At 36.2% G+C, this 26,387-nt stretch carries 27 protein-coding genes and 1 pseudogene; 2 read left to right on the forward strand and 26 right to left on the reverse strand.

Annotated elements, in window-relative coordinates:
* A partial coding sequence (locus E0F91_RS11330; protein WP_165930122.1) for an ATP-binding protein occupies window positions 1-139 on the forward strand: 139 nt, incomplete at its 5' end.
* Window positions 140-891: 752 nt separating this feature from the next.
* On the opposite strand, the gene E0F91_RS11335 is transcribed toward E0F91_RS11330, so the two are convergent.
* The 7 genes from E0F91_RS11335 to E0F91_RS11365 form a co-directional block, all read right to left on the reverse strand.
* A complete protein-coding gene (locus E0F91_RS11335; RefSeq protein ID WP_086453157.1) occupies window positions 892-1,137 on the reverse strand; it encodes a DUF6755 family protein in 246 nt (81 codons plus the stop codon).
* Between the two features lie 28 nt (window positions 1,138-1,165).
* A complete protein-coding gene (locus tag E0F91_RS11340) occupies window positions 1,166-1,678 on the reverse strand; it encodes a QcrA and Rieske domain-containing protein (protein ID WP_132066649.1) in 513 nt (170 codons plus the stop codon).
* A gap of 59 nt (window positions 1,679-1,737) precedes the next feature.
* Window positions 1,738-2,307: a 4Fe-4S dicluster domain-containing protein gene (locus E0F91_RS11345; RefSeq protein ID WP_132066650.1), complete on the reverse strand. Its 570-nt coding sequence runs from the start codon at window positions 2,305-2,307 to the stop codon at window positions 1,738-1,740.
* Between the two features lie 18 nt (window positions 2,308-2,325).
* Window positions 2,326-4,542, reverse strand: coding sequence for a molybdopterin oxidoreductase family protein (locus E0F91_RS11350; RefSeq protein ID WP_086453154.1), 2,217 nt, complete (start codon window positions 4,540-4,542; stop codon window positions 2,326-2,328).
* 78 nt (window positions 4,543-4,620) lie between these two features.
* Complete coding sequence (locus E0F91_RS11355; protein ID WP_086453153.1) at window positions 4,621-5,670, reverse strand: MFS transporter; 1,050 nt, start codon at window positions 5,668-5,670, stop codon at window positions 4,621-4,623.
* Between the two features lie 121 nt (window positions 5,671-5,791).
* Window positions 5,792-7,384 (reverse strand): magnesium transporter MgtE N-terminal domain-containing protein, encoded by a 1,593-nt coding sequence (locus E0F91_RS11360; RefSeq protein WP_132066651.1) that lies wholly within the window; start codon window positions 7,382-7,384, stop codon window positions 5,792-5,794.
* An 81-nt stretch (window positions 7,385-7,465) separates the two neighbouring features.
* Complete coding sequence (locus tag E0F91_RS11365) at window positions 7,466-8,941, reverse strand: MFS transporter (protein ID WP_132066652.1); 1,476 nt, start codon at window positions 8,939-8,941, stop codon at window positions 7,466-7,468.
* Window positions 8,942-9,513: 572 nt separating this feature from the next.
* Between E0F91_RS11365 and E0F91_RS11370 the strand changes: the two genes are divergently transcribed.
* Entirely contained in the window at window positions 9,514-10,035 is a 522-nt protein-coding gene (locus tag E0F91_RS11370; RefSeq protein ID WP_132066653.1) for a porin family protein, read from the forward strand.
* Window positions 10,036-10,115: 80 nt separating this feature from the next.
* Here the strand turns inward: E0F91_RS11370 and moaA are convergent, their stop codons facing one another.
* From moaA to E0F91_RS11465, 19 genes and pseudogenes are all read right to left on the reverse strand, one after another.
* On the reverse strand, window positions 10,116-11,120 hold the full coding sequence (moaA, locus tag E0F91_RS11375) for a GTP 3',8-cyclase MoaA (protein ID WP_243698884.1): 1,005 nt from the start codon (window positions 11,118-11,120) through the stop codon (window positions 10,116-10,118).
* Window positions 11,110-12,024, reverse strand: coding sequence for a bifunctional molybdenum cofactor biosynthesis protein MoaC/MoaB (moaCB, locus tag E0F91_RS11380; RefSeq protein ID WP_132066655.1), 915 nt, complete (start codon window positions 12,022-12,024; stop codon window positions 11,110-11,112). The genes moaA and moaCB overlap by 11 nt, the downstream gene beginning before the upstream one ends.
* A gap of 2 nt (window positions 12,025-12,026) precedes the next feature.
* Complete coding sequence (locus tag E0F91_RS11385) at window positions 12,027-12,473, reverse strand: molybdenum cofactor biosynthesis protein MoaE (RefSeq protein WP_132066656.1); 447 nt, start codon at window positions 12,471-12,473, stop codon at window positions 12,027-12,029.
* Window positions 12,474-12,540: 67 nt separating this feature from the next.
* A complete protein-coding gene (locus E0F91_RS11390; protein ID WP_132066657.1) occupies window positions 12,541-13,596 on the reverse strand; it encodes a HesA/MoeB/ThiF family protein in 1,056 nt (351 codons plus the stop codon).
* Between the two features lie 163 nt (window positions 13,597-13,759).
* The gene (locus tag E0F91_RS11395; RefSeq protein ID WP_132066658.1) at window positions 13,760-14,002 is read right to left on the reverse strand and encodes a MoaD/ThiS family protein; all 243 of its coding nucleotides are present in this window, start codon (window positions 14,000-14,002) and stop codon (window positions 13,760-13,762) included.
* On the reverse strand, window positions 13,999-14,568 hold the full coding sequence (gene mobA, locus E0F91_RS11400; RefSeq protein WP_086453145.1) for a molybdenum cofactor guanylyltransferase: 570 nt from the start codon (window positions 14,566-14,568) through the stop codon (window positions 13,999-14,001). The genes E0F91_RS11395 and mobA overlap by 4 nt, the downstream gene beginning before the upstream one ends.
* Window positions 14,569-14,688: 120 nt before the next feature.
* Window positions 14,689-15,438: a sulfite exporter TauE/SafE family protein gene (locus E0F91_RS11405; RefSeq protein WP_086453144.1), complete on the reverse strand. Its 750-nt coding sequence runs from the start codon at window positions 15,436-15,438 to the stop codon at window positions 14,689-14,691.
* Window positions 15,435-15,764 carry a winged helix-turn-helix domain-containing protein gene (locus E0F91_RS11410; RefSeq protein WP_243698885.1) on the reverse strand — a complete coding sequence of 110 codons (330 nt, stop codon included), beginning with the start codon at window positions 15,762-15,764 and terminating at the stop codon, window positions 15,435-15,437. The genes E0F91_RS11405 and E0F91_RS11410 overlap by 4 nt, the downstream gene beginning before the upstream one ends.
* Window positions 15,765-15,817: 53 nt before the next feature.
* The gene (locus E0F91_RS11415; protein ID WP_086453142.1) at window positions 15,818-16,987 is read right to left on the reverse strand and encodes a molybdopterin molybdotransferase MoeA; all 1,170 of its coding nucleotides are present in this window, start codon (window positions 16,985-16,987) and stop codon (window positions 15,818-15,820) included.
* 155 nt (window positions 16,988-17,142) lie between these two features.
* Entirely contained in the window at window positions 17,143-18,405 is a 1,263-nt protein-coding gene (locus tag E0F91_RS11420) for an alginate export family protein (RefSeq protein WP_086453141.1), read from the reverse strand.
* Window positions 18,406-18,407: 2 nt separating this feature from the next.
* Window positions 18,408-19,088 carry an SCO family protein gene (locus tag E0F91_RS11425; protein ID WP_243698886.1) on the reverse strand — a complete coding sequence of 227 codons (681 nt, stop codon included), beginning with the start codon at window positions 19,086-19,088 and terminating at the stop codon, window positions 18,408-18,410.
* Window positions 19,089-19,106: 18 nt separating this feature from the next.
* A complete protein-coding gene (locus tag E0F91_RS11430; RefSeq protein ID WP_243698887.1) occupies window positions 19,107-19,805 on the reverse strand; it encodes a formylglycine-generating enzyme family protein in 699 nt (232 codons plus the stop codon).
* A 101-nt stretch (window positions 19,806-19,906) separates the two neighbouring features.
* Window positions 19,907-20,212: pseudogene (locus E0F91_RS11435) on the reverse strand (c-type cytochrome); the annotation flags it as partial.
* 124 nt (window positions 20,213-20,336) lie between these two features.
* The gene (gene nirK / locus E0F91_RS11440; protein WP_132066659.1) at window positions 20,337-21,827 is read right to left on the reverse strand and encodes a copper-containing nitrite reductase; all 1,491 of its coding nucleotides are present in this window, start codon (window positions 21,825-21,827) and stop codon (window positions 20,337-20,339) included.
* Window positions 21,828-21,936: 109 nt separating this feature from the next.
* Entirely contained in the window at window positions 21,937-22,173 is a 237-nt protein-coding gene (locus tag E0F91_RS11445) for a cytochrome C oxidase subunit IV family protein (RefSeq protein WP_086453137.1), read from the reverse strand.
* A gap of 3 nt (window positions 22,174-22,176) precedes the next feature.
* Entirely contained in the window at window positions 22,177-22,758 is a 582-nt protein-coding gene (locus E0F91_RS11450; RefSeq protein ID WP_086453136.1) for a cytochrome c oxidase subunit 3, read from the reverse strand.
* A 23-nt stretch (window positions 22,759-22,781) separates the two neighbouring features.
* The gene (locus tag E0F91_RS11455) at window positions 22,782-23,507 is read right to left on the reverse strand and encodes a carbonic anhydrase (protein WP_132066660.1); all 726 of its coding nucleotides are present in this window, start codon (window positions 23,505-23,507) and stop codon (window positions 22,782-22,784) included.
* A gap of 123 nt (window positions 23,508-23,630) precedes the next feature.
* Window positions 23,631-24,596 (reverse strand): DUF438 domain-containing protein, encoded by a 966-nt coding sequence (locus tag E0F91_RS11460; RefSeq protein WP_086453133.1) that lies wholly within the window; start codon window positions 24,594-24,596, stop codon window positions 23,631-23,633.
* A gap of 8 nt (window positions 24,597-24,604) precedes the next feature.
* A complete protein-coding gene (locus E0F91_RS11465) occupies window positions 24,605-26,380 on the reverse strand; it encodes a nitric oxide reductase activation protein NorD (RefSeq protein ID WP_132066661.1) in 1,776 nt (591 codons plus the stop codon).
* Between the last annotated feature and the right edge of the window lie 7 nt (window positions 26,381-26,387).

The raw sequence follows: 26,387 nt of genomic DNA on the forward strand, positions 1-26,387 counted from the left end.
CCCAGTCCAAGGCTGGTATGACATAATTGGAGAAAAAACGATAGCCGATGCAATATTAGACAGACTTATACACCAATCTCACAGGCTTGAATTACATGGCGAATCCATGAGAAAGAAAAGAGGAATAAACAAAGAGTGATATTTTATTATATTTGAATACTAATTAACAGATGAAAAAATATAGTTTTTAATCAAAACGGAGGTGGTCATTTTGCTCCGGAATTAGGTGGTCATTTTGAAATGGAATCAGGTGCTCACTTTAAAACGGAATGGGGTGATCAATATAACCGGAATTTGCAGAATGGTATCAAAATTGATAATAATTATTTTAGTAGGAGCTTTTATTAGAGGAAAAATTTAAATGTAATGAAGTTAGAAGATTACCTGACAAAGAAGACAGTGCAAACGCGATTCAATAACGATGCAAATTAAAAGTTGCTGGTGAAGGAAAAAGAAATCAGATTCATGAAAAACTTCCTTCTAAAAAATCATTAATTAATAGCGTGCAGCACCAAAAAGATATACTTAATATTCCATATTTGGAGAAAGTATCAGATATGCTTATATAGGCAGAATATTCAACAGATTATTTACCGATCAATTGAAAAACAGAAGAAGGACGAAAAAAAGAAAAGAGACATCTGATAATTAAAAACAGCTGTTTAAAATCTCTTTCAATGATATTTTACAATCTTATTTCAAAAAGAATTGATTTATATAAAATATAAATGGGATCACCTAAAAAAGTAATCGCTTTTGATCGGTCATGAATCGATATTTTAGGATTAGACAAGTTACCTTCTACATCAGCGTTTGAAACAAAAAAAACTATCTGAAAATTACTTTTCGGACAGCCTTTTTTTACAATTTATATTGTCTACAATAGCAATACTACTTTTTATAATTCCCTTTTGGCAAATAATAAAGCCAACTGAAACCTATCAAAAATAAAATCAAGGAGGCAATAAATGCGGGGATGAGAATTTCTCTATTATTATCTAAAGCATTATTCAAAGAGGCATACAACAACCAAATCTGAATAGTCACATTTAAAATTAAAATGAATATCAGCGTTGATAGGATATTGTTTAGTTTGTTTGGATTAGCTTTGTTTTGGCTTGTTCTAAAATTACTCATAACAATTGAATTTGATTATTCTTGGTTTTTAACTAAACACTTTTTCTTCGGATGCTTTTACGTAAATATCATTGTCTTTGAAAAAAACATCTAGTTTAGGTAAAGCTCTTGGCGGCGGACCTGCAATTACATCGCCAGTCATAGCATCAAAAGAGCCTTCATGACAGGGGCAATGAATAATACCAGTTCCCGGTTTGTAAAAAACGGAACAAGAAAGATGTGTACATTTTTGTTCGTAAGCCTTATATTCACCATTTTCAAGATGAATCAAAATGTAAGGAACGGTACTTCCTTCAATAACAAAACCTCGTGTTCCTCCTACCGGAACTTCGTTTAGCTTGCAAACAAAATGCTCTCCAGCGACTTCTTCTTTAGGTAATAAATAAGCTTTAGCAGCAACCAAACCGCTACCAACCATTAATCCTCCAGAAACTAGCGTTAAGAACTTCGCAAAATCACGACGACTTACTTGTGTGGCTTCTTGTTTTAAAATTGGAAAGTCTTTTTTCCAGTTTTTATCTAAATTATCTTCTTTTGACATTTTTTAAAGTTTAAAGTTTCATGTTTCAAGTTCTTCTAATAACTATTCACTTTTCACGACTAATATATTATCAACTCAGTACTGCCTTTTGGCATCATGATATTCACTTTGGTGTTTACAATTTCTTTTCCGAAAACAAAGGTATTCACGGGAGTACTATTAGGACGCATTTCTTCGATTTCTGCTTTTGTACCGTAGAACAACGCACCACTTGGACAAACCGTAGCACACATTGGTTTTTTCCCAACGCTCGTTCTGTCATAACACATCGTACACTTCATCATCAAATCATATTCTTCAATTTTCTTTGGTACACCAAAAGGACAAGCAATCACACAATTTGAACAACCGATGCATCTTTCAGTATTGGCGGTATGTACAATTCCGAATTCGTCTTTTGATATTGCATCAGCAGGACAAACACTGGCACAAACTGGATCTTCACAGTGCATACATACCTGAACTGTAGTTTGAACAGTTGAAGCACGATCCACATAATTGACATGAATCATCGAGTCCTGACCGTTGGTCTCGCATTCGGCGCAAGCCATCTCACAAGCTTTACAGCCAATGCAACGTTGCATATCTACAAAAAACTCTTCGTTTGTATTAAAACTGGTATAGTTCATATTTTAGCTTTTTATAGATTAAACACTGGCATACGCCTTAGATTCTTTAGATGGAGGAGCTATTTCTTTCATAGGTTCCAAATGACAGGCGCATACCTTGAATTCCGGTATTTTTGATATCGGGTCTAATGTACCGGGTGTTAGTAGGTTTGCTGATTTTTTTCCAGACCAATGGTAGGGAATAAAAACAGTATCTTCTCTAATAGTTTCTACGATATTGGCAGGAAAAATTCCTTCCCCTCTTCGAGTAGAAACCTTTATTAATTCTCTTTGTTGAATACCATATTGCTTGGCCAAAGTAGGATGAATCTCCAATAATGGTTCCGGAAACTGATCTACCAATTTACCAATTCTACGAGTTTGGGTTCCGCTTAAATATTGGGAAACGACACGTCCCGTAGTTAAAATCACAGGATAATCCGCATCGATTACTTCACCTGGAAGTTTGTAGGGAGCTGGATTAAAATGGGCTTTTCCATCAGGAGTTTTGAACTTTTTATCTTCCCATAAACGAGGAGTCCCCGGATGGTCTTCTGTTGGACATGGCCAAAAAATCCCCATGTTATCTTCAATTCTTTTATAGGTAATTCCGTTATAATCCGCTGTTCCTCCCTTTGAAGCAACACGTAGTTCATTAAAAATTGCCTCGCTGGAATCGTAAGTAAATTTATCTTCTTCACCTAAACGCTTCGCCAATTCTAAGATAATGGAAGTATCAGTTCTAGCATCTCCCGGAGGGGTTACCGCCTGACGAATTCGAATTACTCTACCTTCTGCTGATGTAGTTGTTCCTTCTTCTTCTTCTTGCAAAGAACCCGCCAGAATAATATCGGCATGGCGTGCTGTTTCATTTAGAAAAAAATCGATACACACATAAAATTCCAGTTTTTCCAGTGCTTCCCTAACATAGTTACTGTTTGGTAATGACACCAAAGGATTGAAACAAATAGACAATAGTCCTTTAATTTCGCCTCGGTGAATGGCCTCAATAATTTCATAAGCCGAAAGTCCTTTTCCAGGCATGTCCTTTTCATCAATTCCCCAAACGTCCGCAATATATTTACGATGTTCCGGGTTTTCAATATCTCGGTTTCCGGGTAACTGGTCGCATTTATGACCGTGCTCTCTTCCTCCCTGACCATTTCCCTGACCGGTAATCGTCCCATATCCACAATATGGCTTACCAATTCGTCCTGTTGCCAAAACTAAATTAATACAACCCAAAACATTATCTACACCTTTAGAATGATGTTCAATTCCACGAGCATGAAGCAAGAAACTCGTTTTGGCTTTACCCCATAACTCAGCGGCTTCCTTTATTTTTTCTTTTTTAATGCCAGTGATTTCTTCTGCCCATTCTAAAGTATAATCCTTAACTGAGTCTAAAGTGACATCAAATCCTGAAGTATAATTATCTATAAAATCATGATCTAACATGTCGTGATCCACTAGATATTTCAACATAGCTCCGTAAAGTGCAGAATCGGTTCCGGGTTTTACATCCAAATGAACATCTGCTGTTCTGGCAAGTGGAATCATTCTTGGATCTATTACAATTATTTTGGCACCACGGTCTCTTGCTTTCCAAATCCAATGTGTCAATGTTGGGAAAGTTTCACTAATATTGGCCCCAGCCACAATAATTACTTCAGCATATTCTAAATCCGAATAATTATTAGAAGCTCGATCTAATCCAAATGCCTTTTTGTTACCAGCACCAGCGCTTACCATACACAAACGACCGTTGTAATCCAAGTTTTTTGTTTTTACGGCTACACGGGCAAATTTTCCCATGAGGTAACTTTTTTCGTTAGTCAATGAAACCCCCGAAAGTATCGAAAAAGCATCTTTACCGTATTTTTCCTGAATGCGTTTAATTTCCGAAACAGTTTTATCCATGGCTTCATCCCAAGAAGTAGACTCAAAACCTTTTCCTTCCACCCTTTTTATAGGTCCCAATAAACGGTCAGGATGGTTGTTTTGCAAATAACGTTGTACTCCTTTTGGACAAAGACGCCCTTCATTAAAAGGAAATTCCATCCACGGTTCAAAACCAACCACTTTATTACTTTTAACTAACAATTGAATTCCGCATTGCATTCCACAAAAGCAACAATGGGTTTTGACCACATCATCCGGCTCGTCTCTACCATCAAAGCCCTCTTTTGGACTATAATTAAGATGCGGACCAAAATCTTCAATTATTTTTTCTGCTGAAACAGGTAATTTTGCCATGTTTTTATATTTTCTATTCTTAGTTTTTTATGTTTTATCTGCTAACTATATACTGATCATGAATACTGACCATTAAAATTATCCAAATAAATTTCCGCCTGCTACTCTTGCTTTCAAATGGGCTTGTGCTAAACGGGAACGCTTTCCTTCTGGACTCAAATCCAAATGAGATCCCCCGTCTTCCATGCTGAAGTCAAAACCGAGTTCTTTTGTCACTTCCTTAAGATCATTAATGTGCATATTTGTAGCATACTCTTCTCCTGTATGTTTACAAACTGCCATTCCCTGTTTCATTCCCTCCTTTTTATAAATATGTGCACCAATCTGAGCAGGACGCTGAATGATATGAAAAAATTTACCGAAAGGAATCCAAATCAAAAACATAATTACTGTCACGGCATGAATTACCGCTAAGAAATCATAAGCAAACCCTTTCATGAACTGATACGAGTAGGTTAACGCTAATCCTGTTGCTGAAATTGCAATCAATAAAATAAGCGGTAACAAATCCCCTTCAAATGTCTGTGTGGCAATTAATCCCGGATTCGTCAATCGTCTTCTCAGATAATACAAAGAACCCAGAATAACCAAATAAGAAGACCAGTTTAACGCATGAAAAGTTAGAAATGCCATAATAGAATCCAGTTTAAACTCCATCACTTTAAATCCAAAAAAATGAGCTTCATATAGCGATATGCTATTCGGAGCCATCGTAAAATGTATCCATCCGAAAGTCAAAGGAATGGTAATTAAAAATGCAGAAGTACAACCTATCGCAATCATAAAATGGGCTACCCATCGGTATTTTCCTCTTGGATAAATGAATTTTTGAAAGGCAATGTTTTCTATAGTTTCTTTAGATGCAAACCAAAAATGAGAAAATACTTTGCCAGTAACTAAATACGTTATCCCTCTCTTAAAATAAATCCATGTAGGAGGTCTTTGCAACCAAACAGAATATCTGTAAACTATGCCAAAAAAAGCAAAAATTGTCCCGAACAAATAGGTAATTAATGCAGCATCAAAATTCTGTAAATTTCTAGAGCCTAAGAATACTAATATAACAGAAAATATTGACAGCACAGTAGCTATTAGTGAAGCTTTGGTATTAAAAGTTCTATTTTTCATTTCGTTAAAATTTAATAAGTGGTATCTAAGTCGTTTTGTTAAGAAACCTACAAGACCCTAAAACCTTGTAGGTTTATAAAATAATTCTCTTTTTTTTTTAAAACGAATATGAATTCATACACTAACTTGGTTTTTCACAACCTTTGCGGTTATAAAACCACCAATTGATAGTTGTTGCTAATGTAGTGAAAAGAATTAACCCAATAAAGAATTGATTAGCTCCGCCGTTAGCAGTAATGTTATTTCCAATTAATTTTGAAAAAATAAATGGTCCAAATGCCGCGATTGCTGCCGTCCAACCAATTACTCCTGCCGCCTGACGTTGATTTTCGGCAAAAATGATAGGATATTGTCTAAAAGTACCCGCATTTCCAATTCCAGTAAATAAAAACATGGCCAATATTACCCCAACAAACATCGGGAATTGCTCCATACTCGTTGGTGCAACCAATCCTTGGGTAACTAATAAAATAGCACCTGCTAAAATCCCCAAACCTGTAATTGTTGTCAAGATTGCCCCTCCCACTTTATCAGCAACAAAACCAAAAATAATTCTGCTGGCAGAACCTATAAGTGGTCCGTAAAAAGCATATACCAAAGGATCCGGAGCATCTGGAAAATCACCATATAAAAATTTAATCATCAGCGGAAAAGCAGCAGACAAACCTGCAAAGGTTCCAAAAGTCATTACATAAGTAATCGTACAATACCAAGTATGTTTATTGCTAAAAATATCCAATTGTTCTTTTATAGACGCTTTCATCGGAATACTTTTTAGGTAAAACCAACTGATAACTGACAATATCAAAAGGAAAGGTATGTACCAAAAAGCAGCCGATTGAATGTACACTTCCTTATTTTTTACCGCAGCATTTTCTGGGCTAATTTTGTTTAATATTTTCTCGGCCAGTTTTGGATTGGCATTAGCAATCGCTTTCGATTTTACTTTTAAAGGCAAGGAGGCAAAAATAACCGCATTATCCTTAGAATTAATTGCGGCTGTAACTGAATCTAATATGGGTTTCTTAACATTAGATAAAATTTTAGTTTGCACTTCGGTGTCTAAAGCCGCGAAAACTTCTTTTTGTTTTTCAATACTTGAACTTTTAAAAACAGCTAACGTTTCTTTTGCATCTATACTTGTAAATACCGATGCCGCACCGTAAATACTAACACTAAGAATAAGTGGAGTAATAAACTGTGCCAACGAAACTCCAAAATTCCCAATACCCGCCTGTATTCCTAGAGCAGTTCCTTTTAATCTTTTAGGAAAAAACAAACTTGTACTTGGCATATAGGAAGAAAAATCTCCTCCACCAAAACCACAAGTAAAAGCTAATACAGCAAAAATCCAGAATGGTGTATTGACATCCATTACCGCAAATCCGATTCCAATTACGGGAATCAATTTAATAAAAGTAGCGAAAGTAACTACATGCCTAGTCCCGAATATAGGTAATATAAAGGTGTGAATAATTCTTAAAATTCCTGCTGCTAAACCAGGTATTGCAACCAACCAAAATAGTTGATCTTTTGAAAAAGAGAAACCTAGCCCTGGCAATTTAACTGCTATCACACTCATCATAAACCAAGAGGCAAATGACAAAATCAGTGACAAAGTTGTTATTGTCAGCGTTTTCCAAGCGATTTTACTCCCCGCTTCATTCCAGAATTTTTCGTCTTCCGGTTCCCATTTGTCTAGCCAAGTTTTCATGTTCTCTTTTATTTAAATTGATATTGTAATTTATGAATGACGTTGTAAGTGCTCTAGATATTGTAATTTATATCGCAATTTCTAATGATTGTGCTCGATTCCTCTTGTGAAGTTAGGCATTTTAGTTCTCATGATATTGATAATCGTTCTATGCATCCACAATAAACAAACGATAGAAATGATAAAAATAAAAATCCATGAACTTGTCCACAAACCTGTGAAATTAAGAAGGTATCCAAAAATTATTGGCCCAATAAAACCGCCCAAACCTCCTATTAAACCAACCATTCCTCCCACTACTCCTACTTCATTAGGAAAATATTCAGGAATGTGTTTGAACACTGCCGCTTTACCAATTCCCCACGATATTCCTATAAGAATAACCAGTATGACATAAACCCACATATTAGCACTAAATTTAATCTGAGTAATTCCTTTGGCTAAAAGCTCTTTCTTTTTTACTTCTTGGTTTTGTTTGACCACAATTTCTTGCCAAGAAGTTTTTACGGGTAAAATTGCGTCTTCGTTCTCAAATGATATAGTTTTTGAATTTACTTTTTGCGCTTTTTCATTTATACTAATTTGAGATGGAGACACTGCCGTAATAACTCCGCTTTCGGATGCCAAAACGCCCGGACCTGCTGTAATAATTTCCATTTTAGGGAACATCAATAAAAAACTGATTGCAATAGACGAACCCAAAACCCAGTACATCACTTTTCTAGCTCCAAACTTGTCAGATAAATATCCCCCAAAAGCCCTGATGATTCCTGATGGTAAACTAAACATGGTGGCAAACATTCCTCCCATTACAAGAGACGTTTGGTAAACATTCATAAAATTAGGCAATAACCATTGAGAATACGCTACAAAACAACCAAATACTAAAAAGTAATAGGCTCCAAAACGCCAAACCCTAGCTGATTTTAATGGAGTTAAGAGTGTTTTAATATTTTTAGAATCACCTGCTGGTTTTTTATTTTTTGCGAATATGATAAAGAGTATCCCAATACTCACTAATACAGAAGCATAAGTTATAGGCAACCATTTCCATCCATTTATAGGATCACTTTCAGAAAATCTATTTAATAAAGTTGGTGCCATAAAAGTAGTGATGGCAGCACCTGCATTTCCCATTCCGAAAATACCTAAAGCTCTTCCTTGCCAATTTTGGGGATACCAAACCGAAGTGTATCCGATACCAACGGCAAAACTGGTTCCTACTAATCCAAATAGAAAGCTCAATACAGCAAAACTCCAAAATGTATCTGCAAAAGGAAGTAAAAACAACGGAATGGAGCAAAGAAATAACAAGACAGAGAATATAATTTTACCTCCGTATTTATCAGTCAAAATACCAATTGGCAAACGAAAGATAGCTCCAGATAAGATTGGAATTCCCAGTAACCAGCCCACTTCTACCACGCTCCAATTGAATATGCCTTTGTCAACCAAAAATGTAACCAAAACACCATTTAAAGTCCAGCAGGCAAAACAGATGGAAAAGGCTAATGTGTTCAGAAATAAAATTTTGTGGGATTGCGATAAACTACTCATAAAATAACCATTTGATAATGATGTAAAATTAATCTGTTGACGCAACCAAAAATATGATATTTGTCAGTCAGCCCATAAAAAGGAGCATTTAGCGATTTTTATAGTCTAAAGTTTAACCCAAATTTACACACAAATAATTAATAACAAAACAATTACGCACTTATGATTGCAATTGATTGCAATCATAAAAAAGTCTTTCAGAAGAAAGAGTGCAGTTTGTTGGAAAAAAGATTTTGGTAATTATGAACAATAGAGCAGTAAGTGGAAGCTAATCTTGAAAAATGGTAACGGATTAAGAAACAGAATTCAACATGAGAAATCATTATAAAAACAAAAAATTACTTTATGAGCTTATCAAAAACTCTTGTGCTCTTTGCGGAAAAAAAATTATCCCCCAATCTTGATCATGCTCCTGTTTTGCGAGAACAATTTTGGATTTTGAAATTTAATATCATCTACAATACCATTTTTAGATTTGAATTTCACGAGTCACAACTAAGTTAAATAAGTCATAATTTGCTTACAATAGTATGTTTTAATTTTACATTTGCTTCAATAAAAAATAACAAAATATGAAAAAAATTACTTTAGCTGTAATGGCAATATTTGCATTTGGCTTTGCCAATGGACAAGCGAAAGAAGGACAAGTTTCAAAAGGGAAATGGCTGATCGAAGTGAATACAGGTTTTGGAGAAAATGTAGGTAATACTTCACTATCCTTAACTTCATCAGATGGAACAACTGCTTATAACATTGGAGCAGAAGGTGGCTACTTTATTAAGGACAATTTGGCTATCAAACTTGGATTAGGATATGGCGACGATGGCATAGAGGGAAACGACACTCCTATTGCTTACAAAATTGGAGCTAAGTATTACTTTAAGAAAATGATTCCAATTGAGTTATCCTATAACGGTGTTGGATTTGGTTATGCTGATGCAAATCCAACTTATCTTGGCTTTCAAGCAGGCTATGCTTTGTTCTTGGGGAAAAATGTGAGTATTGAACCCGGATTGCGTTATAACAAATCTATGAATACCGATTATTATGACGATAATTTCCAATTTAATATTGGTTTTGCCTTGCACTTTTAAATTTTGACAAAAAAATTAGTTTGTAAGCCCATAATTTGTGATCTAAATTCATTCTTTGTGGGCTTTGCATTTATACAAAATTATCCCCCAATCTTTATCATGCTCCTGTTTTGCGAGAACAATTTTGGATTTTGAAATTTGGTGTCATCATCCATCCCGCCTCTCATCGCAAATTTTGATTTTATATTTTGGTAAATCAGCGGTTCTATGTCTCCACCAGCTCTTAAAGTGTCGAGCAGGGAAGTTTCCGTATTTGAGAAAAGACAATTTTTCAGCTTGCCATCAGCCGTGAGGCGAATGCGGTTACACGTACTGCAAAAAGGATTCGTCACGGAACTAATTACCGAGAAACTTCCTTTGTAGGATGCTATTTTATGGTTCTTAGCAGTGTCGTTTGGCTTGTCTGTCATTCGTTCTACTTTTTCAGCAGAATAGTTGTAATTGACTTGGGTGAGGATTTCGGCATAAGACACCAGTTTGTCTTTGTTCCATTGGTTGCCGTCAAAAGGCATGAATTCTATAAAACGTATCTGGATGTTGCGCTCTTTGGTCAATTCTATAAAGTCAACTATTTCATTGTCATTGAACCCTTTTATCACCACCACATTCAGTTTCAGCTGAAAGCCATTGGCATCAAGCAACTCCAGATTTTTCCAAAATTTATCGAAATAATTTCTGCGCGTAATTTGGTTGAACTTCTCTTCCTGTAGGCTATCAATACTGACATTCAGTGTGGTCACTCCTGCTTCTTTAAAGGTATCTATAAAATCATGCACCAGGATTCCGTTAGTCGTTAAGGTGAGCTCCACTCCCAGTTTTCCTAATCTTTGAATAATGGCTGCGGCGTCTTTCCGAACTAAAGGCTCTCCACCGGTAAGTCTAATTTTATTTACTCCCAAATTGACAAAAGTTTGTGCAATGGTAATAATTTCATCTGCAGTCATCAGATGCGCTTTTGGCGTAAGCGCAATCCCCTCGGCAGGCATGCAGTAGGTACATCTCAAATTACAATTCTCTGTAATCGAAATGCGCAAATAACCGTGTCCGCGTCCGTGAGAATCCTGCATTTGAATGTTATTTTCCATGGTTGAATCCATTTAGCAGTTTAAATAAATGCAATACCGAAGGAAAAACGGCATCCATGGATTCGCCCGCACCCGCGGTAGAACCTGGCAAGGCCATAATCAATGTATTTCCTTTAAAACCCACCACGCTTCTGGATAACATCGCATAAGGCGTACGATCCTGACCGTAGGAACGAATCGCTTCTTCGATACCCGGAATGCGACGATCGAGCAACGGAATCACGGCTTCGGGCGTTACGTCTCTATTTGACAATCCGGTACCGCCAGTTATAATGATTAAATCCGTTTTTTGAGCACATAATGTATTGATAGTGTTCTGAATGTCCAAAACCTCATCCGGAATAATAACATAATTAGAAACTTCTAATCCTAATTTTTTGATTTTATCCGAAATTACTTTTCCCGCTTTATCTTCTTTCTTTCCGCTGGAAACACTGTCTGAACACACCATTACGGCTACCGATAAATCCTGAACTTCTTTGTTACCATAATCGGATTTCCCGCCTTTCTTGTGGAGTAATTTTATGGCCGAAATTTCCACCTTCTTGTCAATAGGTTTGAGCATATCGTACATCGTCAATGCCACGATGGACGCACCGTGCATGGCTTCGACCTCAACGCCTGTTCTGTAAATTGCTTTCACGGTCACTTCTATTCGAACCTCATCTTCCAAACATTCAAATTGGATTCCAGTAAACTCTATCGGCATCGGATGGCAATCCGGAATAGCATTGGAGGTGTTTTTTACCGCAAACAAACCCGCCGTTCTGGATACTTCCAACACATCGCCTTTTGGGACGGTTTTATCCAAAATGGCTTGCATGGTTTCCGCCGAACCTAATTTCACAATGGCTTGGGCGGTTGCCGTGCGCTGGGTTATTATTTTATGGGTGATATCTACCATTTTTATGTGTTTTTTTTCCAAGTATAAGATGCGTCTTCAAATAGCTCTTTGCCAAAAACGGCTGTTTTTTCTTTTATTTCTTCGACCAAAAATTCCAAGGCTTCATAGACTACCTGTCGTCTTGGTGCCGATACAAAAACAAACAGACAGATTTCACCTGTTTTTACCGTTCCCAGACTGTGGTAAATGTGCAAACACGAAAGCTCATATTTGGCGAAAGCCGCTTCGCGAATTTCATGGAAAGTTTGCTCCGCCATTTCTTCATAAGCCGTATATTCAATAGCTGCAACCGTTTTTCCGTCAATCATATCGGCGCGAACTTGTCCTAAAAAAATATTATGTGCGCCAATAGTCGTTTTACTTTGGTGCTTGGCAATCGAATTCCCTATGAATTCCGCCGATATAGGACCTTGAATAAAGGATGTTTTTTTAGGTTTTGGTGTTGACATTAATATATCATTTTAATTTTATATTGTAATTATTCATTTTTTATTTCTTGCTATTGACTAATGCTTTTTATAAGGATTGAATCCCCTTTTCAAGATGCGAAAGCCTTGTAAATCCCTCTTTTTTCAAATAGGCTAAAGCCAATTGACTGCGTTGTCCGCTTTGGCAAAACAACACGATGGATTCATCCTTATCAAGTTGGCCGCAATAGTTTTCCAGTGCGGCAAGAGGTACGTTGACAACGTTCGATCCACTCCATTCCGGTTCTTCGTAGGCTTCCCTAATGTCAATAACCAAACAATTGTCCTGGCTGCATTTTTCTAAAAAAGCTTCTCGATCTAAAGCCTGTAATTCAGTATTTTCTTGGTTTAAAATTTTTAATCCATTAATCCGTCCTTTTTCTATTGCTGCCGGATTCTTGGCAAAATCGACAAATTGGGTTTGATAGTGCAGACCATCATAGATCAATAATTTCCCCGACAGCACGGATCCAATTTCAAGGATAATTTTGAGCACTTCGGTAGCCTGAAATGCCCCCAACGTATTAGGTAAAACTCCTAAAACTCCTGAGGCAACACAATTGGGAACGGTTATTAAACTTTCAGTTTCGGGGAAAAGACACCGGTAACTCGGACCGTTTTTATAATTGAACACAGATACCTGCCCTTCAAATTTATAAATCGAAGCATAAACCACCGGAATATTTTTGGCCAAAGCCACATCATTGATCAGATAGCGAACCCCAATCGAATCGGTACAATCAACAATGATTTGGTAATCTCCCACGATATCGAAGGCATTTTGTTTATTTAAAAACTCTGGAAACACAGTAACATTCACATGTGGGTTTAATAACAAAACAGCTTCGGCAGCTGTTGCCGCTTTACCCTTTCCGCAATCTTTTAGGGTGTACAGTAACTGACGGTGCAAATTGGTTTCCTCCACCACATCACCATCCACAATTCCGAGGCTTCCAACACCAGCAGCAGCCAGGTTTTGCAACACAGGGCAGCCCAAACCACCTGCTCCAATTACCAAAACGTGAGCGCCATGTAATTTTTGCTGTCCTAAAACTCCAATTTCCGGAAGAACTATTTGTCTGGAATAGCGTGTTGTATTTTTCATTTATATTACTTCAATTCTTGCGAAACACATTAATCAAATTATTTGAACCATATAAGGCGTATAAGAGCATTTAAGCTGTTTGTGTTTTAAAGTTTTATATACTCTTTAGTTTTCTTACCTAACTTATATGCCCTTATATGGTTCAAAAAAACTTCTTTTTTTTTCACCCCCCTGCAAAAGGAGGCAAAAAAGCAATTACATCCTGATCTTTTACAGTTACATCCATCCCCGCCATCGTCTGATTTACAGCTATGGAATAACTGTTTTTTTGCAATTCCTGATAAACGGATTCTATTTTTGATTTCAAAGAATTCACCGTCAGATTAGATTCATCCAACACCAACTGCTCTTCTTTCTTCTTGGTTATATCAGCCAATACTCCAAAATATTTAACGTTTAGAATCATAATTGTATTTTTTGATACTCTTTCGGAGTATTTATATTTTGTACCTGATCACTCCATTTTTCAGGAATCAGTAGTGTTTGATGTGTTACTTCATTAATTACCTGACGCAACCTTAGCTGATTTTTTTTTAATTTTTCTTCAAAAATAGTTCCTAAGGATTGGTCATAAATTGCAATAAGCGGATAGGCTTTGTCCTCCAATTGCACTTGGGTCATTCCATAAGAATCATCCCGATTTTCAAATATCCAAAGCAATAGATCCGTTGAAACTAAGGGCGCATCCACGCTTAGTATAAAATTCAGCTTTGTTTCAGTTTGTTGCAAAGCGGTATGAATTCCGCCCACTGGTCCTTTATCCGGAACGATGTCTTCTATGCGGGTATATCCTAAAAAATCATAATCAGCATTCGAGGAAACAATCACAATATTCTCACCCACAATAGGTTTTACAGCTTCAAAAATATGACTTACAAATGGTTTTCCGTTCAAAAGCAACAAGCCTTTATCGGTTCCCATACGTTGACTTTTCCCTCCAGCCAGAATGAATGCTGTAATTTTGTCTTTCATTGGTATCTCTTTTTCCTCCCCTTACCCGCTCGTTCGTTAGGCGAGACGAAATGGAAATCTATAATTTAGTATCTTATCTTTTAACACAATCTTTTCACTCTATTCTTTTTTCTTCCCTATTTAAGCCGTTGCGTATAATTTATAAATTGCTATTCCAAGGACAAGCGCGAGTACATTTTTTAAAATAACAGAATTAAATTTCTTGCTTCCGTAATAAGCGCCAAAAAACCCACCTACAAAAACAATTCCGATTAACGGAAACGATGATTCAGGCAAAACGCCTCCCTTTAACAGGAAACCCGAAATTCCCGAAATGGAATTCACTAATATAAATAAAGCCGAAACGGCAGCTGTTTGTTTCATGGTTCCCCAGCCTAAAAGGATGATTACAGGACTCAAAATTATTCCGCCTCCAATTCCTATCAAACCCGACAAAAAACCTATTACTGCTCCTACAATTAAGGCGGCATATAGATTCAATGGCGTCATCTCCTTTTTTTCTTTACCCAAAAATCCTACTAATCTCAGTACTGCAAAAAACAACACTGTCGCTAGAATTACTTTATAATAAAACGTAGGAACGGTAAGATATCCTCCTAAAAATGAGAACGGAATAGATGTAATGGCAAAAGGATAAAACAGATTCCATCTGAATTTTTTCTCCCGGTAATAAAAATAAAAGGAAATTCCCGAAACCAAAATATTAAGCACTAAAGCAGTTGGCTTCATAAACGTTATCGGGAAAGCGAATGCGCTCATCAAGGCCAAATAACCGCTCGCTCCCCCATGGCCAACACTGGCGTATAAGAAAGCTACTATTGGCAATAGCAGTAATAACAAAGGCATGTCTAATAAATCAGCCACCGTCATAAGGAATGTTTTTTGAGTTGTTCGTCCAGAAATTCCCAGCAGGCCACATTGATGGCTTCAAAAGAGTCTATAAGTGATTTCCCATAAGGAGTAAGTACTGTACCGCCGCCTTTGTTTCCGCCTACCTGCGTTTCTATCAATGGACTCTTGGCCGCTTTATTGGAGGTATCCACTAGCTTCCACGCTTTTTGATAGGATAAATTCATGACTTTGGCGGCCTTATTTAAAGAGCCCGTTTCTTCAATCAGTTTTAACAATTGAACCCGACCTTCACTGATAAGAATCCTATCGTTGGTTTCAATCCAAATTTTGCTCTTTATTTTCAAAACGAAATTTCGTTGCGTTATACTTTTACAAATATAACGAAAAGAACCGTAGCTTAAATATGATAAATGTCAACTTTTGTTCCTTTTTCTAATTCGTATTCACCCTCGGAAAGATACAAAAGACCTTTTGCTACCGAAAAAGTATTGAGCATAGAAGAATTTTGATGCGATAAAACACTTGCTTCATCATTAACAATACTTGCCTTAAGAAATTGACTGCGGGTATTACGTACAGAATAATCATGAGCCAAAGAAATCCTTTTTGACGTATTGTAGTGGGTTGCTTTTCCGGAAATTATCGATATCGTTGGCAATACATACACATAAAAGCAGGTCAAACAAGCGGCGGGATTTCCAGGCAAGGCAAAAATTATTTTATCCTGCAATTTACCGGCAAAAAGCGGTTTACCCGGTTTTTGGTTTACTTTATAAAAAAGCGTTTCGACCACAAGCTCCTTTAAAGCACGGGCCACAAAATCATAATCGCCAACGGATATACCACCAGAAACCAACACTACATCATTAGCAGATAAAGCATCGTGTAGTTTGTTTTTGGTATTTTCAAAATCATCGTTAACTTCATATAATGTAATCAAATCAAAATTGGCGTCGCTTAAAGCAGATTGAAGCATGATGGCATTGCTTTCATATACTTTTCCGTATTCTAAGGTGTTGCCGGGTTTTACCAATTCATTTCCTGTGATAACAATCCCAATAGTTGGTTTTTTATAAACCTTTACCGAAGTGAAACCAAGACCTGCCAAAAAACCAATCGCGGCAGCATTGAGAACGGTTCCTTTTTCTAATGCCAAATCACCTTCCGAAATTTGCTCTCCGATAGGTCTTACATTAACTCCTGATTTTGGTTGTTCTTGAAGATGCAATATTCCTTCCTTTACCAAAGTTTTCTCAATTTGGATTACCGTCTGAGCCGAATCCGGAACGGCAGCTCCCGTGAATATCTTTATCGCCTGACCCGGAAGCAAAGTCATTTGGTGTGTATCTCCCGCCTTTATCTCCCCGATAATATCATATTCCAAAGTATCATGCAAACAAAGTGCAAAACCGTCCATCGCCGATTGCCTGAATGGTGGCATATTAATGGGAGAATGAAGTGCCTGCGACAAAACGTGATTTCGGGCCTGAAGTAACGTATATTCTACTTCTTTAGATTCTCGTAAATTATTTTTTAGTATCGAAAAAGCGTCCTGAACTGAAACCATATTTTGTGTTTTATTTAAATTCAAAAATACGATTCAAAAATGATTTTCCATCTTGTATTACCCATATTATTTTAGACTTTATCTTATTTGTATGAAACAAAGAAAGGCTGTGCTAACCAACACAACCTTTCTAAAAACTAATAAACGAACTCTCTTTATTTTAAACTAAACAATCTAGGACTAAATGAAACCATTACCCAAGCCCAATTATTGGTATTGGCGGCATCAGCAACATTTTTTAATCTTTCTAAAGTTCCAGAAGCAAACATTTGAGAGTATCCCGCTGAAGCCACAATATCCTTCTGAATAGTGTAACTGGCAGTAAAATCAAGTTCTGTCCCTAAATAACTGTCCATTTCATTATTGGAAGCATCCAAAACAGTATTTGGCGCATTAAAAACATGTGGCATCAACGTAAATTGCCATTTATTAGACGTATAATTTAACTTTAAATAAGCATCTTGCAATCCCACACTATTTTGATGATTTCCTACATAAAAATAATCCATGAAACCATTAAAACCATGGTTGGTTCCAAAAATTGGACTAAACGATTTTATATCAGAACTACTATCATTTTGGTTTTTACCCGAAAGATATTCATATCCTAATCCCGCTTTGAATGTATTGGTGACCGCATAACCAAGGAACGCTCCTGCATACCAGGCGTTCACCTTTTTGTCGGCGCTTTTTCCAGTTTGTCCGTAAGCTCCAAAATTAGTATCCCATTTTTTTTCCTTGAAAGAAAGATACGTACCGAAGGTTTGTTTGTAATCTATTTCTAAATTGCCAATGGTTTTTTCAAATTCATATCCGGTATTTAACAGTAGTAAACTCAAATTTAATTTGCTAAACTGAGTATGATACCATGCATATTGCAAGTTTTTGTAGTTCGTCGTGTAGGCGATTTTCGGCTCCAATACATTTTCTGCATTGGCATTCAAAGCAAAACCTAAATCCAATTGATGATTCTTAGGATGAAACGTAATTACTGCAGCATCATGACTTTGTCCTTGTTGCGCCCAATCAATTTCTCCAAAAATACGCTGATTGTCATACGAAATCACTTGGCGACCTAATCGCGCACTCCATTTGGCATCAAAATCATATTGTGCCCAAGCTTCAAATAAAGCAATTCCGTTTTTATCAACTTGTGTTGTTGTTACCACATCACCCCAAGTACGAATGTTCTGAAAAGTCAATTTGGCTTTTAATTTTTCTTGCTTGTAATTAAAATTTAATCGGGAACGTTGCGATACAAATGAGGTTGCCATTTCGCCATTTGGCATAAGGCTTTTAAAACCGTTTCGGTATTCGTAACGCGGTCTGAGTTGCAGATTGGCATCCAACTCTTGGGCATAAGTCCCAATGCTTACCATTCCTAAAAATGACAAACCAATTATTTTAAGTAGTTTCATGTTTAATTTATTTTTTGAGCTTCCTCAGTAATCTTTTGAATAGTTTGGTCTGAATTGACACCTAAACCTTCCTGTTGATAGGCTAATTCCCCGTCAGTATTAAATACACTTATGATGTTGGAATGGGAGAATTCCACTGGCGCTATTTTTTTATAATTTACAGCCAAAACTGCGGCAAATTCTCTTGTATTTTCTTCTGATGAGCGTAAGAAAACCCATTGTGGACCGTCCATTTTATTTTCAATGGCAAATGCTTTCAAACGTTTGGGCGTATCTACAGCGGGATCGATGCTCACTAAAACCAATGTCACATTATCCTTAATTTTATTGGGCAATCTTTGTTCTATATTACGCATATCTGCCACTAATCTTGGACAAGCAGACTTACAAGAAGTATAAATCATTACCATAACAAGCACTTTTCCTTTCAAATCTTTCATTTCAAGATTTTCACCTTCTTCATTCGTCCATTTTGAAGGAAGATTATAAATGGATAAATCCGAAATAGGTTTGTCTATTGTTTCTGCTTTTGATTTATTAACACAAGATTGAAGTGATAAAAGAATTAAAAGGAATCCTAAAAAGAGTATTTTACAGTTGTTTTTTTTAGTTTTTATATTTGAAAAATTCGCTTGTTCTGATAAGCTGGAATTGTGAGTATTTGATTTCATTTCTGTTGTCATTTGAGTTGATTTTGAGCGCTACTTTTTATCTTTCGCACATCGAAAACCAAGGTTTTTAGTAGTAAATCGTGCCTTAAGACTTCCTCTGAAAGCATAACGCATAAAAGCGGCATAATTCATTAAATCTGTTGCATTGACAGAACCGCTTCCGCAAAATAGATTCCGGTCTGTATCCTTATCTTTTCTGGATTCCCCGGAAAGAAAAACACTATTGAAATCGGCTGTCCATTCCCAAACTAATCCATGCATATCATAAACACCCCAATAATTTTTGAAGGTGCGGCCTACCGGATTCGCATAGGTTTTTGGTTTTTCATACCAAGACAAGATGTAATTATTAAAACTTTCTTTAGTACGTGCATCAATTCGTTTTTCATCTGCCATAGCGACATATTCCCATTCATCCATAGTGGGTAATCGTTTTCCTTGGCACTCACAATATTTTTTGGCTGTAAACCAAGAAATATTCGTTACCGGAGCAGTACTTAAATTGGCAGCACCATAATTAAAATCACTTTCCCATTGCGATAAGTAACTTTTATCAGCAAAAATACCTTTCATTCTAGAGCGACTGTTTTCTGGATATTTCTTTAAAAATTCCAAAAACTGGGCATTGGACACCGGATAAATATCAAGGCTGAAAGCTTCAACTTGTACTGGTTTTTTACTTGTAGCTCCATAAAGGGGAACAAAAGTCCCCCTTTCAATAGAAGCCATTTTAACAACTTGAGACCATAACGATGATGTAATAAGAAACAAAAATATGGGCAAAAATCTTTTCATATTATACATGGCTATTTTCTTTTAGGTTGTACGAATTATTTTCTTTGGGCTTTTACCATTGCCGGTGTAACCTTGGTTTTATTATTTCCCCAACTAGCGTAAGCATACGTCATTGCATCCGCTATCTGTTGATCACTTAATGCTTGTGCGGGCATAGCGCCACTGTATTTCTTACCATTTACGGTAATCGGTCCAGTTAATCCTTTTACGACTCCTTTTATAGCGCGATTCACATCTTTATTTAAGTAATCTGATTTGGCTAAAGGAGGGAAAGCACCCGGAATTCCTTGCCCGGCAGCTTGGTGACAAGCGATACATGTTTTTGCATAAATTGCTTTTCCTTTTTCTGCGCTTTGACTGTATCCTTGTAAAGCCAATCCCATCATTCCGATACATAAAATATACTTTTTCATTTTATTATAATTAATGTTAAATACTTATTTTAATTTGAATTAATTCCCATTTTTATTCATGAATATCTTTTACTTTTGGAACCACTTTTCCTCTCAACGTTTTTACCATTGCTGGAGTTACAACCGTTTTATTATTTCCCCAACTATCATAGACATAAGTCAACACACTTGCAACTTCATCGTCAGTCAAATTTTGACTGGTCATGATGTTATTGAATTTTTTACCATTTACTTTAACTTCTCCACTTAATCCGTGTAAAACCGCATTTATTGCTCTTTCAGGATTAGCGTTTAAGAAATCTGATTTGGCTAATGGAGGGAATGCGTTAGGAATTCCTTGCCCTTCTGATTGGTGACAAGCTAGACAGGTTCTGCCGTATAGTTCTTTTCCTGCTTTTACGTGTTCAGCTACCGTTTTCACTGCAACCCTTTTAGTTGCACCTTTCACCTTAGGCATATTTTGAATAGTACCACCTTCCGGTAAATAAATTCCTTCTTGGGTAGTTCCGGAATAGACGTTTTTATTATCCTCACCTTCTACTTTTAGCATTCCTAAGGCTCCTTTGTTGAAAGCTCTAAAAATGGAGTGATCCACCAGAATAAATGTACCGGGAACTTCTACTTTAAATTCTACTATTGCAGCGCCACCAGCCGGTATCAAAGTTGTTTGGACATTTGTGTTAATCAGATCACCACCTTCAATATGAACTTTATCGAATATTTCACCAATTGCGTGGAAAGAAGACACTAAGTTTGGTCCACCGTTACCCATATAAATACGTACTGTTTCTCCTTTTTTGGCTGTTAACGATTTATCTCCTGTTAACGCTCCTACTTTACCATTAAACACTACGTAATCAGGTTGCTCTTTGATGGCTTTATTCATATCAAATGGCTGAGACCCTTGTTCTCCATAATTCCCTTTTGTATAAAAATCCCCTTGCATGATGTAGTATTCTTTATCAACTGGAGGCAAACCACCTTCAGGTTCCACTAAAATCAAACCATACATACCGTTTGCAATGTGCATCCCAACAGGAGCTGTAGCACAATGATATACATACAAGCCTGGATTCAATGTTTTGAAATTGAATACTTTTTCATGTCCCGGTGCCACTAATGAAGAAGTTGCTCCTCCACCAGGTCCTGTTACCGCATGTAAATCTATATTGTGCGGCATTTTATTATCCGGGTGATTTTTCAAATGAAATTCTACCTCATCACCAACTCTTGTTCTTATAAAACTTCCAGGAACTGATCCTCCGAAGGTCCAATAGGTATATTTAACACCATCTACCATTTCGCCCTCTTGCTCTTTTATTTCCATGTTCACCACTAATTTTGTGGCTGCACGATCGCCCACTGGTTTTGGAACAAAAGGAGGTGCAGTAAGCTGTGCTGTTTTTTGACCTTCTACCTTAATACTCTCATAATATTTTGCGTCTTTTTCCTCATTTTTAGAACAAGAGAACAGACCAAGGGCTACAAAAAAAGCAATGGCCACTACCCTGCTCTGTTTGTTGAAATTTAATGTAATTTCCATAATAATTTAAGTGTTAAATTAATCGTGATTTATAGTGTAAAAATAAAAGATACTTATGTCCTTTATTATGACATTCGTCATGTTTTTAACTTTTATTTAAGACTTGTTTCTACAAAATTATACCTAAAACAATCAGTGCTAAAACCGCAATCACACTCACTTTCCAAAAAGAATTTGCTTTTTTAAGTTCCATGAATTCGAAAGAAACTAAGAGAAATTTCAATACGGATAATCCCATAATTAAAACAATTGCAAGTCCGGAAACGGACATTGTATTAGAAATAAAAGCCGTTGAAGCCGTCAATACAATTAATAAACCATAAGTAATAAAAAGTGTCTTTTTCATTTTCTAAAAAATTAAGTATAATACGGGAAACAGCAATAACCAAATCAAATCACACATGTGCCAGAAAGAAGCACAAGCTTCAACATCATCAATACCGGTATCTGAATTTTTTTTCATCATTCCATGGTTGGTCCAAATTAAAATCACCAAACCCATAATAACATGAATCAAATGAAATATAGTTAACATCCAATAAAAAGTAAAAAACATATTGGTATCCAATGTAATCCCCGAATCTATTTTATGATAGTATTCAACTCCTTTTAATAGTAAAAATAGTGTTCCGCCAATCATAGTCAATTTAAAATATTGAGAAGATTTAAAACGGTTATTGCTCTTAAATTCCAAAACTGCATTGGCCATAAAAAAACCACTGGTCAATAAAAAAATAGTGTTTATTGCTCCAAAAGTGCTGTTGAGTTGCATCCGTGACTGATGAAACAATTCAGGTTGCTCTTTTCCATAATATACAAAAGCAACAAGTGCCATCCCGAAAGTAAGAAGTTCCAGAAAAATAATAATCCACATCAAAATACCTCCTGGAGGATAGTAGATGTTTTTGTAATCGATTTTGTGTGTGTTCATTTTATAGAATTGTATTTATAGTGTTATTTGAGTACTTCATTGTTTTCTAAAAAAGCTACTTTTCCATTAGTAATATCATAATAAGCGCCAATGATTTTTATTTCTTTATTTTTTAATTGATGTTCTAGTGTCGCACTTTTTTGTATAATTTTTTCAATGGTCAACACAACATTTTTTCTTGAAGTATCATCAATGGTGTAGTCCGATAATGGATACGTTTTGTGTGGATTTATGGATGGTTTGATTTGTGAGGTGAGCTGGGTCAAATGTTCTAAACCAATATTATCAATTGCGCCTTGAACTGCACCGCAATAATTGTGTCCTAAAACCACGATAAGCTTGGTGTGTTTAATTGTAGTGGCAAATTCCATACTGCCTAAAATGTTATCGTCTTCAATATTACCGGCAACTCTTGCTACAAAAAGATTCCCTATACCTTGGTCAAAAATAATTTCAGGAGGAACCCGTGAATCAATACACGTTAAAACCAATGTATGCGGATGTTGTTCCTTTTTTGTAAGATCAATTTCATGCGCATAATTGAGATGAACGGACTTATTTTCTAAAAAACGCAAGTTGCCATTTTTTAAATCCGCAATCGCTTCATCAGGAGTTTTTATTTCAAGATGATGTTCTTCTGCTTTTTCATTTTTAAAAAATATGAAACTGAAAATAATCAGTGCAAAAAATGGACATAATACAAATAAAAACTGTGTTCTTCGGTTATTGCGTTCGTATTTTGGACACATATACTTGAAATTTATTTTATTAACCCAGCGTTTTAAAAATAACCTCCCCTTCACAATTTATGAGTTGGAATCTATTGGAATGCAAAGAAGAGGTTAAAAATAATGGCTATTTTCACAGTAAAATTACTCCCAGTCCAACAATCTTTTTTCACCTTCTATTTTCTTGATATCGGTAATATCCTGCGACATTTCAATGACACCTTTGTAGTTCTTATCAGCATCTCTGACTGCAAAATAGCGGATGTAAATCAGACGTTCTTTATAATTAATCCAGAAAGAAGATTCATTTTGTGTTCCTTTTCTAAATTCATCCAGGATTTTAAGCACAGTCCCAACACTTTTTGGTGGATGACAAAACTTGACTTCACGACCAATAATTCCGGCACTTCTGGGAAATACGCGTTCTTCTCCACGATTATAGAAAATCACTTTGTCGTTTTCATCCACATAAGTCAAATCTAACGGCAGGGTTTTAAAAAGTAAATTTACTTGCTCCACCGTCATATAACCCTCATCATAATGAGCGGTATTTTCGAGCGAAAAAGAGATTTCTCTTTTCGTAAAATCTTCACTTGGGTGAATGTATTCTTGTTTTGGATAAGGAGCAGGAGCTTGTGACAGCATCCAGCCTATTTCTTCCTCGCCTTTACGCATTTCAATCCAGTCGGCTTCAGTAAGTAGTTCTAAGGCATTTGGAAATAAAACCGCTTCTTCCATCTGCATCAATCGGTCGATTCCATTGACCAGAAAAGGAGTATTGATACTAATTTTCTCTGGATTATTCATTTTAAGATAATATTGAATCAAACGGAATTGCTCTCTTAAATTATCATGAAAGGACCACATTCCTTGAGAAGGACCGTTCCATCCTTTTTTTTCTAAAAATGGAAAAAGCTGATTTTCTTTACGGGCAAATCGTTTCTCGATGGTTTGAAGCTGATTGAATATATTCGTATATTTCTGTAAATCATTCTCAGGATTTACAGCTGATAATTCTTCTAAAAGTGCATGAATAATGTCGTTTTCCTGAAAGTAAATCTGAACCGGATGTCCTTCGGGAAGTGTTGTGGTATTGGAAATATCGTTCATTATAGTATTTATTTTTGATGTTTAATTTTTTCGTACAGTTGCACCAAGGAACGCAATAGTTCGACTGGTGTTGTTAGAATTTGATAGTGATTTTGCCCGAACATTTGCGGCAGATAATATTTTGCCTGGGCTTCAATAGCCAAAGCATAGGAATTAATATTCCTGTTATTGAGTTCTCGAAGTGCTTGTTTCACATCATTGACGCCATACTTTCCTTCATATTTATCGTAATCATTGGGTTTTCCATCAGAAATCAGGATAACCCATTTATTTTTAGTGTTTCTTTTATCGAGTCTTGCGCCGGCATGTCTCAAGGCGGCTCCAATTCTGGTATAGCCATTGGGTTCTATCGCTCCAATTTTATGTTTGGCGATGTTCCAGTTTTCATCAAAATCCTTTACCGTTAAATAGGTCGAAAAATTTCGTGTTTTGGAGTAAAAACTATCGATGGAAAAATCAATATTGAACTCGTTTAAGATTTCTCCAAAAAGAATAGAAACCTCTTTCTCCACATCAATAACACGATTTCCTGCAGCATATCCATCACTGGAAAGGCTAATATCCAAGAGGATTAAAATCGACAAATCCTTATCTTTTTTTCGATTTGAAATGTATATATTTTCAGATGGCGTTCGTTTCGAATGAACGTCAATATACAAATCCGTAATGGCGTCAATATCAAATTCGTCACCTTGTGTCTGGCGTTTTTGCTGTTGCATTCTGTTATTGACATTGGTCAGCATTTTTCGCAAACCCAATAAGGTCGAAGCATTTTTTGCAATGGTCTTTTTATAGTAATTAGGGTCGGTTTTCTGTTGTGATTTCGGATATACTTTACAAAAATTCTCCTTGTAAATACGCTTGCTAAAATCCCATTCGTTATAGGTAAGATGGAATCCTTTGGCATCAATTTCGGCACTTTCGGAGATGGAAGTATTCTCAATAAAATCCGATTGATAAACGGAATGTGCCGTATCATCTACCCGAACAGTGTATTTCATATTCAACTCTTCCAATGCCTCCTGATGCTCTTCTAATTCGTCTGAACCATCAAAGTCACGCCAGGTTCCATTGAATTCTTCGGCCGTTTCCACTTTTTCAAAATTGTGAAGCAAGACATAATCTTCCTGTTGTTTTTTATCGACCTCAACAGTAATCACTTCTTCTACCGCTTTTGATTTCAAAGTTGTTAAAGCCTGATTTTCATTCGCTTTTTTGGTTTTATCAGAGAAATTTTCGAGAATAGTATTACTGTTTTTTTCTATTTCATTTTGCATCCATTTGCCATACAGCCAAGAAAAATCAGGAGCATTTTTTCCGTTTTCCTTTTGAATGAAATACAGTTTTGTTTCTGTATGAAATTTTTTATCGATAGAAAATTCTTCAAACAAAATGGTCAAAATTTCTTCCGATGTTTCAAATGCTTTTTGTTGTGAAAGTGCTAAAGGCTGGTCTTTTTCTTCTAAAGTCCAATTCAAATTCAACCGCTGTTGTACGCTCAGATACAAAATTCTAAAAAGATAAAAAGTAAGGTTATCTTTTTTTGTTGGCAATTTGGAAAAAGAAATGGGAAGGAAAAAATTATTGTTTTTATATCCTCCCTCTCTTTCGGCAGGGAAAATTTCGATTGGTTTACCCGTCAAAGCACGAGCCAAAATAGTCAATCGCGGTTTTATGTCATTAAGCGTTACAGTTCTTGCAGTAATTTCGGGATGTATCTTTTTACTTTTTTTTAAGTGTCTGAATAACTTCCCAACTATATATTCGTCTATTTCGAAACCCATTTTTTTC

It is taken from the genome of Flavobacterium sandaracinum (genome assembly GCF_004349135.1).
GTDB lineage: Bacteria > Bacteroidota > Bacteroidia > Flavobacteriales > Flavobacteriaceae > Flavobacterium > Flavobacterium sandaracinum.